This window comes from Bradyrhizobium sp., from assembly GCF_016219575.1.
Lineage (GTDB): Bacteria > Pseudomonadota > Alphaproteobacteria > Rhizobiales > Xanthobacteraceae > Bradyrhizobium.
On record NZ_JACRMG010000027.1, the window covers coordinates 80,161 to 94,254 of the forward strand.

A 14,094-nucleotide genomic window follows, 5' to 3' on the forward strand; every position below is an offset into this window, starting at 1 on the left:
TGCCTCAACAAATCCGTGGCAATTGCTCGCCCGACAGCCAGTCGACGATCCTTCCGCCGCCAAAGCTCGTCGCCATCTGCACGAAATGATGATCGTCGGCCACGGCCTCGCCGATGTCGGCGGCGTCGCGGCCCAGCGGATGCGCCCTCATCGCGAGCAGCACAGACTGGGCAATCTCGGGGGCGACCACCGCGACAAGCTTGCCTTCGTTGGCGACATAGAGCGGATCGAGGCCAAGCAACTCGCAGGCTGCGGCGACACCCGGCTTCACCGGGATTGCCTCTTCCTGCAGGCGGAAGCCGAGATCGGATTGCTGGGCGATCTCGTTCATCGTGGCGGCAAGCCCGCCGCGGGTCGGATCGCGCATCAGGCGGATGCCGCTGCCGGCGGCGGCTACCATCCTGGCGACAAGATCATGCAGCGCGGCCGAGTCCGAAACGATCTCGGTTTCAAACGCCAGGTTCTGCCGCTTCGACATGATGGCGACACCATGGTCGCCGAGGGTGCCGGAGACCAGCACGCGGTCGCCGACGCGCGCTTTTTCCGACGAGAGATCGAGGCCCTCCGGCACGACGCCGACCCCGGCCGTCGAGATGAACAGGCCGTCGGCCTTACCGCGCTCGACCACCTTGGTGTCGCCGGTGATGATGTGGACGCCGGCATCGCGCGCAGCCTCGCCCATCGATTCCGCGATCAGTTTCAGGTCGGAAAAGCGAAAACCCTCCTCGATGATGAAGCTCGCCGACAAATACAGCGGCCGTGCGCCGGCCATGGCGATGTCGTTGACCGTGCCGTGCACGGCGAGCGAGCCGATATTGCCGCCGGGAAAGAACAGCGGTGAAACCACATAGCCGTCGGTGGTCATCACCATGCGACCGGCGCCGACGTCGAACGCCGATTGATCGTTGCCGCGCGCGAGCCATTCGTTGCCGAAGGCCTCGTGGAACAGCCCCGAGACGAGCTGCGACATCGCGCGGCCGCCGGAGCCGTGGGACAGGTCGACGCAGCCGTTCTTGATATCGAGCTTGCGCTGATGGGCCTTCATGACGCCCGCCTCTGCTGGTGGTCGCGGAAGCGGCCGTAAGTCCAATGCGCCGCGCAGGCGCCTTCGGAGGAAACCATGCAGGATCCCATCGGGGTCTCCGGCGTGCAGACCGTGCCGAACAGTTTGCAATCGACCGGCTTCTTCACGCCGCGCAGGATCGCTCCGCATTCGCACGCCGGATTGTCGGCGATCTTGAGCTCATTCATTTCGAAGCGAACTTCTGCGTCGTATTTAGCGTAGGTCCGCTTCAGCTTCAGCCCGCTGTAGGGCACCAGCCCCAAGCCGCGCCATTCGAACCGGTCGCGAAGCTCGAAAATGTCGGAGACCTCTTCCTTGGCGCGCAAATTGCCGTCGCGGGAAACCGCGCGGCGATACTGATTCTCGACTTCATGACGGTGCTCGTTCACCTGCCGGACCAGCATCAGGATCGCCTGCATCATGTCGAGCGGCTCGAAGCCCGCGATCACCACCGGTTTCCCGAACTCCTCGGAAAAGAACTCGTAGGGCGCGGTGCCGATAATGATGCTGACATGGGCCGGCCCGACAAAGCCGTCGATCTCGACACGGCCGATATTGCGGATATCGGGGCTCTCCAGGATGTTGAGCATCGCCGGCGGCGTCAGCACGTGGTTGCAGAACACGCTGAAATTTTCGAGCTGTTTCCGCTCGGCAATCCGGATCATGACTGCGGTCGGCGGCGTCGTGGTCTCGAATCCGATGGCGAAGAATACAACCTCCCGTCCGGGATTCTCTTCGGCGATCCGGATCGCGTCGATCGTGGAATAGACCATGCGGATGTCGGCACCGCGCGCCTTCGCTCGCAGCAGCGAGCCTCCTTGCGAACCGGGAACGCGCATCAGATCGCCGTAGACGCAAAGGATGACCTCCGGCCGCTCGGCGAGCCTGATTGCCATGTCAATGCGTCCAGCCGGCAGCACGCAGACCGGACAGCCGGGTCCGTGGATCATCCGCACGTTTTGCGGCAGCATGTCTTCCAGGCCATAGCGGGAAATCGCATGCGTATGCCCGCCGCAGAATTCCATGAAGCGATATGGTCTCTTTGGATTGGCTTCGGCCTGGATCGCCCTGGCAAGTCCGAGTGCGATCTCCTTGTCGCGAAATTCGTCCGCGTATTTCATTGCGCTGCCTCCTGCCCCTCGCGGAATTCGCGCATCATTTCCAGCGTTCGCTCAGCTTCATCCGGATCAATCCTGGTCAGGGCATAACCGACGTGAATGATCACGTAGTCGCCGACGGCGAGGTTCTCGATCAACGCGGCCGAGATCTCCTTGCTGACGCCGTCGATCGAGACGACGGCCATGTCGTCGGGCAGAATCCTTGTCACCCGGGCGGGTATGGCAAGACACATCAGGCGGTTCCTTCCAGGTCGTGTTGTTCGGCGATCTGCAAAGCGCCAATCCAGGCTTGTCCGAAACTCAAGCCTCCGTCATTGGGCGGCAGTTGGCGCGGCAGCAGCGGATTGAGACCCGCCGCGAGGCAGCCCCGCCGCACTTCTTCCGCAAGGACCGCGTTCAGGAAGCAGCCGCCACCGAGCACGATGTCGTTGACGCCGGCTGCGGACGCCGCGCGGACGGCCCAGTCGACACAGGCGGCGGCAAAGGTTCCGTGAAACAATTCGGCGCCTTCCGATACGTCGATTGCTTGGCTCGCGAGACGTTCGAACAGCGGCCGCAGCGACAGCACGCCGTCCTCGATTATCCAGCCACCCTCCGCGATCCAGGGCCGGCGAACGCGCGCTTCCAGCTTCATCGCCGCCTCACCCTCATAGCTTTGTATCGCGGCAACACCCAGCAACCCGGCCGCCGCGTCGAACAATCGGCCGGCACTGGTCGTTACGGGCACGTCCGGCTCGTCAAGCAACGCCGACAAGCGCGCAGCCGATGGCTGCGCCGCAAAACGCCGCGCGATCTGCGAACCTCGCCCCAGCGAGTGCAGCATGGCAGCTGCCATGCGCCACGGTTCGCGGGCGGCGCGGTCGCCGCCCGGCAGCTTCAGCGGCGCAAGATGCCCAATGCGACGAAAACGTATTCCCTCGCACCGGAGCAGCTCACCGCCCCAATTGCCGCCGTCGGCGCCGAGGCCGAAGCCGTCGAGGACAAGGGCCAGCGCAGGGCCTTCGAGCCCGTGCTCGGCCATCACCGAGGCTGCATGTGCATGATGATGCTGAACCGCGATGAGCCGGCATCCTGTTGCCTCTGCAAAGCGGGTGGAAGCCATGTCGGGATGCAGGTCATGGACGACTGCAACCGGCTCGACGTCGAGCGTGGACGTCAGATGCCGTACGGTCTCCTCGAAGAAGCGGACGGCTTCCGCGTTGTCGAGGTCGCCGATGTGCTGGGAGACAAAGGCCTCATCGCCACGCGTGACGGTGGCGGTCGACTTCAGCGCGCCGCCGACCGCAAGCACCGAAGGCACGGCTCTGGCAAGCCGGATCGGCTCCGGAATATAGCCGCGGGCACGGCGGATGAATCGCGGCCGTCCCGCCACGACCGACACCACCGAATCGTCGGCGCGGGTGACGATATCGCGGTCATGGGTGACGATCAGGTCGGCGATGCCGGCCAGCCGCTGCCCGGCTTCGTCGTTGTCGATCAGGAGAGGTTCACCGCCTGGATTGGCGCTGGTCGCGACAATGGCCCAGCTTCCCCCATCCGCCGGCGGGTGCGCCGCATGCAACGCATGAAGCACAAGATGATGCAGCGGCGCGACCGGCAGCATGGCGCCGATCCGGCACAACCCGGGCGCAATGGCGGCCGCAAGCCTTTGGCGCGATTTCAGCAACACGATTGGACGCGCCGGAGATTCCAGCAAGGCTCGCTCGGCGGCGTCAAACTCGGCGAACTCCGCCGCTGCGTCCGCCGATGCCGCCATCACGGCAAAGGGCTTCTGGTCCCGCTGTTTCCGCTCCCGCAGACGCTGCACCGCCTCGCGGTCGCGCGCGTCGCAAAGGAGTTGATATCCGCCGAGTCCCTTGATCGCAACGATCCGGCTGTCCGCCACGGCGGCGGCGATCGCCTCGATGTCATGGCTGAGATGCGGCCCGCATTGCGGGCACGCAATCGCCTCGGCATGAAAGCGCCGGCTTGCGGGATTGGCGTACTCGGCCGCGCACGCGCTGCACATCGCAAAGTGTTTCATGGCGGTAGCCGGCCGGTCGTAGGGCAGGCGCTCGGCAATGGTGTAGCGCGGACCGCAATGGGTGCAGTTGACGAAGGGATAAAGATGGAAGCGGCTGCTCGGATCGAACAGCTCGCTCAGACACTGCGGACAGGTCGCGGCGTCCGCGACGATCCGCGTCGAAACCCTCCCCTGCTCGCTGGCGCGGATGCAGAAGCCGTCACCGGCCACTGAACCTACCTGCTGCACGGAGATCCGGTCGATCCGCGCCAGCGGCGGCCTTTCCAGCGGCAGCGCCCTGACGAAGTCGGAAGTGCGGTCACCCTCGATCTCGATCACCACGCCTTGCGGATCGTTGGCGACGAAACCGCCGAGGCGATAGCGGGTAGCGAGACCATAGACATAGGGACGAAAGCCGACGCCCTGCACGGCGCCGCTGACATGCAGGCGCAACCGGGTCTTCTCTCGTGCCATCGCCTCGCCGCTCATCGTCATCCCGGCACGGCGTCCGCCGACGCCGTCCTCATCTTGGCCGCCTGCTTCCTGATCCAGGAATAGAATGCGGCAAGGCCCTCGCCGGTGCGGGCCGAGACGGTCAGCACCTCGATCTTCGGGTTCACCCGCCGCGCATATTCGATCGTCCGCGCAAGATCGAAATCGAGCACCGGGGCGAGGTCGATCTTGTTGATCAGCATCAAGGCGGAGACTGCGAACATGTCCGGATATTTCAGCGGCTTGTCCTCGCCCTCGGTGGTGGAAAACACCACGATCTTGCAGGCCTCGCCGAGATCGAAGGCAGCCGGACACACCAGGTTGCCGACATTCTCGATGAAGAGGACGCCCCCGTTCAACCAGGGCAGCCGCTCATAGGCTTCGCCCACCATCGCCGCGTCGAGGTGGCAGCCTTTGCCGGTGTTGACCTGGATCGCCGGCGCGCCGGTGGCGCGAATCCGCTCGGCGTCGTTGGACGTCTGCTGGTCGCCCTCGATCACCCCGATAGGGAAGCTGTCCTTCAGATCAGAGACGGCGCGCACCAGTAGCGAGGTCTTGCCGGCGCCGGGACTCGAGACCAGGTTGAAGGCAAGCACATCGTCGGCACGGAAGCGCTTGCGGTTGTTGTCGGCGAGCTTGTTGTTCTTGCCGAGAATGTCGCGCTCGACCTGGATGATGCGGTCAGCACTCATCCCGGCGATCTTCTGCCCGGCCGCGTTGGCGCCACAATCGAGCAGGCCTGCGTCACCGACCGCGTGGCCATGGTCATGCGCATGGCTGTGGCTGTGGCCGTGATGATGATGGTGGTGATGATGCGCGCCGTGACTGGCATGATCGTGGTCGTGGTCGTGGTCGTGGTGGTGATGATCATGGTCATGCGCGTGATCATGACGGGCATGATCTCCGGTGCGCTCGATCGAAGGTTTTCCGTCGCTGCAGCCGCATACCGTACACATCAGTCGACCTCCAATTCCCTGACCCGCAACTCTTCGCCGCCGGTGACCTGCAGCTGATAGCTGCCGCAACCCGGACAGGCGTCATGACGTTGCCTGATCTCAACGCTCTTCGAGCAAGCCATGCACCAGGCTGCTCCAGGCGTCTCGATGATCTCCAGGGCCGCACCTTGCGCGATAGTTCGCGCGGCGACCGCCTCGAAACAGAATCTGATCGCCTCCGGCGCGACATGGCTCAACGCACCGATCTCCAGGCAAACCACCTTCACTTTGGAGAACGCGCGCCGTCGCGCCTCGTCCTCGACGATCTGGATGATGCCTTCGCACAGTGCCATCTCATGCATGGCCGGCCTCGCGGAAGCTGAGGCTGAATGCGACGCAGGGGTCGAACGAGCTGACCAGGGTCCTGACAGCGTCATGACCCTGCCGGCCCGCCGCCAGCACCGATCCCTGCAGGCTGCGGACAAGCGGCCCGCGCGCGTGGAAATTCCATTCTGTCGGCGCCAGAAATTCGAAGCGCACGATCCGGTCGTCGTCATCGATCTCGACGGCGTGATAGAGCCGGCCTCGCGCGCATTCGACCGCAGCGGCACCTTTGCCGTCACCCAGCCGATAGCGCTCGACGACACTGTCCTCCGCGGCTCCATCGCCGGCTTCAAGCCAGGCGCAGAGCCGCGCCACTTCCGCGATCCGTGCCTTGAAGCGCTCGGCCGGACCCGCGCCTGGCGACACCGCAGGCTCACGCCTGACGCGACGGGCCCAGACGCCGGTCTCCGGAATGCGGCCGCGGAGATCAGGCGCATCGGCAAACGCCGCGCCATCGGCAAGCAGCCGCGTAACGACGTCAAGATCATCCGCCGCGGAAAGGAACGATTGGTCGGCGGCCGGTGGCAGCAACGCATCGTCGACGAAAGTGGCGAGATGTGTCGCCAATGCACTGCCGGGCGCCGGTGCCTCTCCGTCGGTGGCGATCCCCAGCGTCATCAGCGCAGCCTTGATTTGAGATACCGCATCGAGACGGGATCGCCCGGACTCGGCGATACCGCCGCCAAGGACGGCGCTCGCCTGCATCATGCTGCGGACGGCAGCAGCGCCCGCACCATCCAGCGTGAGCCGCCCGACGAACAGGCCGCGCAACAGTTCGGTCAAGCGCTCGGCGACAACGCCGGCAACGCGACGCTGGACGGTTTCGCGACCGGTGTCCTCGCCGCGCGCGGCTTCGACCGCCGACAGAAACGCCACCTGATGCGCCACCGAGCACAGCGAGAACAGGCGCGGCAACACCGAAAGCAGGGACGCCACGGGCTTTCCGGCAAACAGCCGCGTCAATGGCGGCCGGCTCCGCGGCAGGATCGCAACGTCCGCGATCGTGCCGCCGGCGAGCAGCACGGTCACGTCAATTTCGTTGCGGAAGGCTAGGCTCATCCGCTCCGCTCCGTGAGTACGCCACGCAGGAAGTTGCGCCGATCGATCGTGCTTGTCGCGGGCGAGCGGCGCCGGACCGCCTCTTCGCTGTCGGCAGGCAGCATGAGTTCGGTGAGCGCGGCCTCGGCGGTTGCGCGCGCGGAGGCCATGTCGGCGAACCCAAACATCGGCGAGAACAGCGAGCAGCTCGCGATCCGGCCCACGGGAATCACCTCGCTGACGGCAAAGTCGATATCGCCGGCCGGGAAACGCACGCGCAGGCCCGGCACCGACGCTTCCTGCGCGATCGCGCCTGCTTGTATCACCACGTTCATGAACCAGGGCGTGACCACGATTCCGACAATGGTGCCGTTGTACGGACGGAAGCCGACCGCCTCGACGCCGAGCGCGTCGTTGTAGATCGGCAGGTCGCGCATGGCCCGATCGCCGATCTCCCGATAGGCCGAAGCCAGCCTCTCGCCCCAGGCGAACGCATCGGCGTCGTTGCATCGGGCGGCCTGTGCCATCATGTCTCGATCGCCATAAATTTCGATTTCGGGGCATCGCAGTTCGGGCAGCGCCACTCTTCCGGCAGCGCCGCGAACGGCGTGCCGGGCGCGATCTGCGCGACGTCGTCGCCGTCGGTGGGATCGTAGACGGTCCAGCAGATGCCGCACTCCAGCCGGGTGACATCGGCCACATCCTGACGCACACCGAAATTCTCGAACCCGCTCATTTGAAATAGGCCTCGATGATTTCCCGCAACCGCTCGGCCGAATCCTCGAAGTCCTCGTCTGCCGCGACGGCAACCGTCGGCACGCCGCCGACTTCCAGCGTATCGAGAATGATGGTGTCCATGGCGTTGAAGAACTGCACGGACCAGACGTTGCGGATGCCGGTCGCCAGCACCCGGCAGGTGCCGTACCCGCGGGAGACCAGCTGGATCGGTCCGTTTCGGATCGTCTCCTGCAGAAAGCTCATGTCGACCGGGCTCATCGGCAGCAGCGTGAAGTTGATGATCTGCGAACGCGTACCCGCCCGCCAGGCCAGCGCCCGCTCGCGGACTTCCGCAAGCACCGGCAGGACGTTCATCGCGCCCTCGGGCGGCGTCCCGATCTCGATATCCTCCGCCGTCAGATCGGCGGCGGCCCGTTTCACGATCTCCGGAATGGCGCCGACCTCGATATATTCGTCGCTGGTGTCGGTCTCGAGCCGCACGCGCCAGATTCCGGCAAGCACCGACTCCTGGATTTGCGCCAGCGATCCGTTCGGAAGCGCGACGACGCCTGCGACCTCGCCTTCTCCAAGCACGTCGGCGACCAGCCTGCGCTCGAGATCGTTGAGGTTGCCGAGCCGGAAGAGCTGCGAGGGCGCATCGCCCTTCTGGCTCGCGATGGCGGCTGCGAGGTTCGACAACAGCTCGACGGCATTCGGACAATTGCGGGCCAGCTCGGCGCTGTCGAGCGTGGCGAGCTTGGCCAGCGCACCTGCCGCCGTCAGGCCGCTATTCGTCGCGTTGAGACTCTCCTCGCCGATCGGAAAAACGTTGATCGGCTGCTCGGCGCCCTCAGGCGCAGTCCAGAATCCTGCCTTCATGGTTCGATGCCCTGTGCGCGGTGCGGGGGAATGATGGTCTTGACGACCGCGGCGGCGCTCACGCGCGGGCGGTCGATCAGCTTGGATATGCGGTCGATGTAGATCGACCAGTCCTGGATCTTGGCGATCAACCCGAGCGTTTCGCCGCCGCGCACGAAGATCAGCGTCGGCTGCACCCGCACGCCGAAGCGCTGGCCGAGTTCGCTCTCCGCCTCGCGCGTAATGACCGCGCCGTGCAGGCGTCCCTGGAACGCCTCGATCAGTTCCGGCAGCACCACCGCAACATCGATCGCCTCCGGAAATCGGGCGGGATTGCCCGCCGACAGCAGCACAGCGACGGTGCCCGCCTCGTCCGCAGCGGCGAGGAAGTGGTCGACGGTCGCGGCGTCGACCTCGGGCAGGCCGCCGCGCACGAGGTCATGTCTTCCTTGCTGGAATTCCATTCAGCCCCTCCCTGAAAAGTCTTTGGTTCTGCTGGAGAAGTTGGTTAGCAAGGCATATGCCAAGATAGGTTACAGCCGCGCCTGCCCTATCCTATTGATCCAGATCATAGATTTTTTGGCCCCTCGATCACTCGAAGTATCCATGGATATTTACTTGTCAGGCAAGATGGAAAGTTGACTTGCAGACAGAAAATCTGCCTTCCAGCGCAAGCCGGTAACGGCAAGGGTCGGCTCGCCCGGGCGAGAGATCACAACAATGGCTGAGATAAGGGAGCGGGATGACCGTTCGAGGAAATGGTCATCCCGCTCTAGTCGAGCCGCAAGTGCTCGGGGAGCTGTGGTTCCCGGTCGATCAGATCGGCAAAGAAGCGGTCGCAATCTTCGCCATTGAGCGCTGCGCCCAGGCCCTCGATCGCCTCGGCGATCCGATCGGCCTCTTCGTCATCGAGCAACCGGACCGCCGTGTCGATAAAGACCAATACCCTGGCGCCGACGGGCGGGCTGGACAGCAGCAGCACCGAGACGCGCCGCTGCTCGCCGCGAAATTCGCAGAGCGCCGACATGTCGTCGGTCTCGACAATCGTCATCGGCAAGCCAAGGCACATCCCGCTTTCTCCACGTGAGCGCGGCCCGGTTACTCCGGCCGCGTCCGCATCTCGTAACGCAGATAGTCGATATCGTTTGCGAGCAGCCGCTCCGATTCCGGGAGCGGAGCGGTGCGTGGTGTCGCCGGGGAGTCCCACTGCCGCAGGATCTCGCAGGCGAACTCGATTGCCGGCGCGATCTGGTCGCGTACCGGCGGCGTCAATGGCCCGCCCCAGTCCTCGAGATCGAGCGGCTGGCAACCGATCAGGACGAGATGCTTCGGGCAGCGCCCTAGCAGATCGGCCGCGCTGATGACCTCCTGGAATCCGGTCTGGTGCAGGCTCATCTTCTTCGCGCCGGTGAAGCGCGGTACCTCCTCATCGCGCACGACCTTCAACTGTCCGGGCGTGAGCCCGTAGTCGATGGCATCGAACACGATCAGGCAGTCCGCCTCCTCCAGAAAGTTGACGAGGTAAAGCCCCTGCGTGCCGCCGTCGAGAATGGTGACATTGTCGGGAACGGCATAGCGGCGGTGGAATTCCTCCACCGCGCGCACGCCAAATCCCTCGTCCGCCCACAGGATGTTGCCGATGCCGAGCACCAGGATGCGATTCTTCGAAGATGCCGGCATCGGCCGCCTCTCAGTCCCGGAATTGCCGCTCGCCGGAGATCATCGAGGAGACGATGCTCTGGCGCGACATGATGTCTTCGCGGATCGCCGCGTAGATGTGGACGATCGTGAAGGTCACGATGACCCACAGCCCGAGGTGATGCCAGGTGTGGACGTCCTGGCTGTTCGGCCAGATCGAGAACACCCAGCCGAACAGCTTGTACTGCCAGCTGTCCTTGCCCGTGCCCTCCGAGTAGAGCGCAAAGCCGGTGACGATCATGAAGGCGATCGTCAGGGTGTACATGAAGAACATCGTGAGCTGCGCAAGCGGATTGTGCCCCACGTACTTCTTCGGCTTGTCCGTCAGGAAGGCGTACCAGCGGATCTCGTGCAACACCTCCTGCCACCAGTTCTTGCGCCAGACCGGCACGATGAAGATCTGCTTGGCATGCGGATTGCCGACGAAGGCCCAGTAGATGCGCAACAGGAAGCCGACGGTCAACACATAGCCGGCCGCGAAATGCGCAAACCGGATATAGCCGAACAGGAAGCTGTCGCTGGCCTCGCCTGGCATGGTCGGCGTCGCGCTGCCGATGAAGTAGCCGGTCACCCCGAGCACGAGGATTGCCGTGGCATTGATCCAGTGCCACAGCCGTACCGGCGCTTCGTAGACATAGACGACGTCGCGCTCGACGCTGCGATCGCTGCCGACCGCGTCGGCCGCGACGGCCGTGCTGACGGCGTGAGGCGTTTTGTCCAGCATGGCCGTCTCCTATCTGACCTTGACCGTCGCCATTTCCTGGCCGTCCGGACTCATGACATGGGTCGAGCAGGCCAGGCATGGATCGAACGAGTGGATGGTGCGCAGAATCTCCAGCGGCTGCTCCGGATTCGCCATCGGCGTATCCATCAGCGACGCTTCAAAGGCGCCGATGTTGCCCTTGGGATCGCGCGGCGAGCCGTTCCAGGTGGTCGGCACGACGCACTGGTAGTTGTCGATCTTGGTCTCCTTGATCTTGATCCAGTGCGCTAGCGCACCGCGCGGCGCCTCGGTGAAGCCGTAGCCCTTGGCTTCCTTGGGCCAGCTCTCCGGCTTCCACTTCTCGACATTGGCGGTTGAACTGTCGCCAGCCTTGATGCGCGCGACCAGCTTGTCCTGGAAATAGCGCATCTCGCGCCCGGCCCACTCGCATTCGAGCGCGCGCGCCGCGGTGCGGCCGAGCGTCGAGAACAGCGCAGAGACGGGCAGACCCAGCGTCTTGAGCAACTTCTCGGTCGGCTCCTTGAATTCCGGCTTGTTCTGGGCGTAGCCGACGATGTAGCGGGCGAGCGGTCCGACCTCGACCGCGTGACCGCGCCAGCGCGGCGCCTTGATCCAGGAATACTTGCCGCCCTCGTCGAGCTCCTTGATGTCGGTCTTGGTGCCCTTGGTCTTGGGTCCGAGCTGGTAGTTCGGCTCGGTGACGCCGTCCCAGGGATGCAGTCCCTTGGATTCGTCGGGATATTTGTACCAGGAATGGGTGACGAACTCCTGGATCTGCTCGGGATCGGCATGGTCGATCGGCAACACCTCGTTGAGATTGCCGTTGATGATCACGCCGCGCGGCAGCTTCAGGCTCTTTGCCGAATAGTCGTTGGCATTCTCCGGGATGTCGCCATAGGACATCACGCTCTTGCCGGAGAGGCCGCCGCCGTGGAGCCAGTCCTTGTAGAACGAGCCGATCGCGACGACGTCGGGCAGATAGACCTTCTCGGTGAACTCGATGCAGCGGTCGATGATGGAGGAGACGAGGTTGAGCCGCTCCATGTTGATCGCGCCGACCGCGCCGGTACCGTCGACATTGATGGCGCAGGGCACGCCGCCGACCAGCCAGTTCGGATGCGGATTCTTGCCGCCATAAATGGTGTGGACCTTGACGATTTCCTTCTGGAAATCGAGCGCCTCGAGATAGTGCGCCACCGCCATCAGGTTCGCTTCCGGCGGCAGCTTGTAGGCCGCATGGCCCCAATAGCCGTTCTTGAACGGACCGAGCTGGCCGGACTCGACGAACTTGGTCAGGCGGATCTGCAGGTCCTTGAAATAGCCGGGTGACGACAGCGGCCACGACGAGACCGATTGCGCGAGCGCCGATGTCGCCTTGGGGTCGGCCTTCAGCGCCGAGACGATGTCGACCCAGTCGAGCGCATGCAGGTGATAGAAGTGCACGAGATGGTCATGCACCTGCAGGCAGAGCTGCATGATGTTGCGGATCGAGTTGGCGTTGTCGGGAATGGCAATTCCGAGCGCGTTCTCGACCGCGCGCACCGAGGTGAGCGCGTGCGTGCCGGTGCAGACGCCGCATATCCGTTCCGTGAAGGCCCAGGCGTCGCGCGGATCGCGTCCCCTGAGAATGGTCTCGATGCCGCGCCACATCGTGCCGGTCGAAACCGCATTGCGGATCACGTTGTTCGAATCGACGTTGACCTCGACGCGCATGTGTCCCTCGATCCGCGTCAGCGGATCGACGACAACGCGTTTGCCGGAATTGTCGAGCTTGAACCCATTGGGTGTCTGAATGCTCATCGTAGCGTTTCCTTGAATCCCGTTACTGATCTTGGGCGGCGTCTTCGCGCTTGCCGGCGAGACGTTTGACGGCGGTCACCGCCGCGTGCGCGGCTACCGCCGCGCCGACGGCGCCGGCCGCTACCATGCCGACCTGATCGGCGTTCTTCTCGATCCCGAACTGCTTGATGTTGGTGAGGCGGTCGTAGAACGAGCCCTTGTCCCAGAAGCCGTCCTCCGAGCAGCCGATGCAGCCATGGCCGGACTGGATCGGGAAAGACACGCCGCCGTTCCAGCGCACGGTCGAGCAGGCGTTGTAGGTGGTCGGTCCCTTGCAGCCCATCTTGTAGAGGCAATAGCCCTTGCGCGCGGCCTCGTCGTCCCATTCCTCCACGAACTGGCCGGCGTCGAAATGCGGTCGCCGGTAGCATTTGTCGTGGATGCGCTGCGAATAGAACATTTTCGGCCGGCCCTGGCGGTCGAGCTCGGGCAACTTGCCGAAGGTGGTGATGAAGGTGACCACACCGGTCATGACTTCGGCGATCGGGGGGCATCCCGGCACCTTGATGATCGGCTTGTTGGTGATGACCTTGTCGATCGGCGTAGCCTGGGTCGGATTGGGCTTGGCGGCCTGCACGCAGCCCCACGAGGCGCATGCGCCCCAAGCGATGATCGCCATTGCGTCTTCGGCCATCATCTTCAGCTTCTCGACGAACGGCTTGCCGCCGTCGATACAGAACATGCCGCCCTCGTTGAGCGGCGGGTTGCCTTCGACCGCGAGGATGTACTGCCCCTTGTGCTTGATGCGGGTCTCTTCGAGAATCGCCTCCGCCTGATGTCCTGCCGCCGCCATGATGGTGTCGTCGTAATCGAGCGAGATCATCGACAGGACGGCGTCCTTCACCAGGGGATGGGCCGAGCGAATGAAGCTCTCCGAGCAGCAGGTGCATTCCAGCCCGTGCATCCAGATGACGGGTACGCGCGGCTTGGTCTCGAGCGCATTGGCAATGCGGCTCGCCGCGAGCGGACCGAGCCCGAGGCTGGTGGCCGTCAGGCTGCAGAACTTGTGAAAGCTCCGACGCGTGATGCCCTGACGCCTGATCACGCTGTAAAAAGTCTCTGTTGCCGCACCCATAAGCCCCCTCCCATCTGATCTTTGTCGCGAACGACTTCTCATCACGCAGGACAGCAAGAAGCAGGCCAACCGCGGGGGGAGCGATGAAAATGGAGATATTCCAGACTGTTGCAGAATCGGACCGCGCAATCTGCAAGGCACAGGATCGCCG

16 protein-coding genes are annotated in these 14,094 nt (G+C 64.2%); all 16 read right to left on the reverse strand.

Annotated elements, in window-relative coordinates; genetic code table 11:
• Nucleotides 1–4: 4 nt before the first annotated feature.
• The 16 genes from hypE to HZB49_RS20970 all read right to left on the reverse strand — a co-directional run bounded on the left by hypE (nucleotide 5) and on the right by HZB49_RS20970 (nucleotide 13,943).
• Entirely contained in the window at nucleotides 5–1,045 is a 1,041-nt protein-coding gene (gene hypE, locus HZB49_RS20895) for a hydrogenase expression/formation protein HypE (RefSeq protein ID WP_291614827.1), read from the reverse strand.
• The gene (gene hypD / locus HZB49_RS20900; RefSeq protein WP_291614828.1) at nucleotides 1,042–2,184 is read right to left on the reverse strand and encodes a hydrogenase formation protein HypD; all 1,143 of its coding nucleotides are present in this window, start codon (nucleotides 2,182–2,184) and stop codon (nucleotides 1,042–1,044) included. The genes hypE and hypD overlap by 4 nt, the downstream gene beginning before the upstream one ends.
• A complete protein-coding gene (locus HZB49_RS20905) occupies nucleotides 2,181–2,414 on the reverse strand; it encodes a HypC/HybG/HupF family hydrogenase formation chaperone (protein WP_291614829.1) in 234 nt (77 codons plus the stop codon). The genes hypD and HZB49_RS20905 overlap by 4 nt, the downstream gene beginning before the upstream one ends.
• Nucleotides 2,414–4,678 carry a carbamoyltransferase HypF gene (gene hypF / locus HZB49_RS20910; RefSeq protein WP_291614830.1) on the reverse strand — a complete coding sequence of 755 codons (2,265 nt, stop codon included), beginning with the start codon at nucleotides 4,676–4,678 and terminating at the stop codon, nucleotides 2,414–2,416. The genes HZB49_RS20905 and hypF overlap by 1 nt, the downstream gene beginning before the upstream one ends.
• Nucleotides 4,675–5,631 carry a hydrogenase nickel incorporation protein HypB gene (gene hypB / locus HZB49_RS20915; protein ID WP_291614831.1) on the reverse strand — a complete coding sequence of 319 codons (957 nt, stop codon included), beginning with the start codon at nucleotides 5,629–5,631 and terminating at the stop codon, nucleotides 4,675–4,677. The genes hypF and hypB overlap by 4 nt, the downstream gene beginning before the upstream one ends.
• Entirely contained in the window at nucleotides 5,631–5,972 is a 342-nt protein-coding gene (gene hypA, locus HZB49_RS20920; RefSeq protein ID WP_291614832.1) for a hydrogenase maturation nickel metallochaperone HypA, read from the reverse strand. Before hypA ends, hypB begins: the two co-directional genes overlap by 1 nt.
• Entirely contained in the window at nucleotides 5,965–7,053 is a 1,089-nt protein-coding gene (locus HZB49_RS20925) for a nickel-dependent hydrogenase large subunit (protein ID WP_291614833.1), read from the reverse strand. The genes hypA and HZB49_RS20925 overlap by 8 nt, the downstream gene beginning before the upstream one ends.
• Complete coding sequence (gene hybE / locus HZB49_RS20930) at nucleotides 7,050–7,559, reverse strand: [NiFe]-hydrogenase assembly chaperone HybE (RefSeq protein ID WP_291615062.1); 510 nt, start codon at nucleotides 7,557–7,559, stop codon at nucleotides 7,050–7,052. The genes HZB49_RS20925 and hybE overlap by 4 nt, the downstream gene beginning before the upstream one ends.
• Nucleotides 7,559–7,768, reverse strand: coding sequence for a rubredoxin (locus tag HZB49_RS20935; protein WP_291614834.1), 210 nt, complete (start codon nucleotides 7,766–7,768; stop codon nucleotides 7,559–7,561). The genes hybE and HZB49_RS20935 overlap by 1 nt, the downstream gene beginning before the upstream one ends.
• The gene (locus tag HZB49_RS20940) at nucleotides 7,765–8,628 is read right to left on the reverse strand and encodes a hydrogenase expression/formation protein (RefSeq protein WP_291614835.1); all 864 of its coding nucleotides are present in this window, start codon (nucleotides 8,626–8,628) and stop codon (nucleotides 7,765–7,767) included. The genes HZB49_RS20935 and HZB49_RS20940 overlap by 4 nt, the downstream gene beginning before the upstream one ends.
• The gene (locus HZB49_RS20945; protein WP_291614836.1) at nucleotides 8,625–9,071 is read right to left on the reverse strand and encodes a hydrogenase accessory protein; all 447 of its coding nucleotides are present in this window, start codon (nucleotides 9,069–9,071) and stop codon (nucleotides 8,625–8,627) included. The genes HZB49_RS20940 and HZB49_RS20945 overlap by 4 nt, the downstream gene beginning before the upstream one ends.
• Before the next feature lie 308 nt (nucleotides 9,072–9,379).
• Nucleotides 9,380–9,676, reverse strand: a complete 297-nt coding sequence (locus HZB49_RS20950) for a HypC/HybG/HupF family hydrogenase formation chaperone (RefSeq protein ID WP_291614837.1) — start codon at nucleotides 9,674–9,676, stop codon at nucleotides 9,380–9,382.
• 29 nt (nucleotides 9,677–9,705) lie between these two features.
• On the reverse strand, nucleotides 9,706–10,287 hold the full coding sequence (locus HZB49_RS20955) for a HyaD/HybD family hydrogenase maturation endopeptidase (RefSeq protein ID WP_291614838.1): 582 nt from the start codon (nucleotides 10,285–10,287) through the stop codon (nucleotides 9,706–9,708).
• A gap of 10 nt (nucleotides 10,288–10,297) precedes the next feature.
• A complete protein-coding gene (gene cybH, locus HZB49_RS20960; RefSeq protein ID WP_291614839.1) occupies nucleotides 10,298–11,029 on the reverse strand; it encodes a Ni/Fe-hydrogenase, b-type cytochrome subunit in 732 nt (243 codons plus the stop codon).
• Between the two features lie 9 nt (nucleotides 11,030–11,038).
• The gene (locus HZB49_RS20965; protein WP_291614840.1) at nucleotides 11,039–12,829 is read right to left on the reverse strand and encodes a nickel-dependent hydrogenase large subunit; all 1,791 of its coding nucleotides are present in this window, start codon (nucleotides 12,827–12,829) and stop codon (nucleotides 11,039–11,041) included.
• 22 nt (nucleotides 12,830–12,851) lie between these two features.
• The gene (locus tag HZB49_RS20970; protein WP_291614841.1) at nucleotides 12,852–13,943 is read right to left on the reverse strand and encodes a hydrogenase small subunit; all 1,092 of its coding nucleotides are present in this window, start codon (nucleotides 13,941–13,943) and stop codon (nucleotides 12,852–12,854) included.
• Nucleotides 13,944–14,094 lie beyond the last annotated feature (151 nt).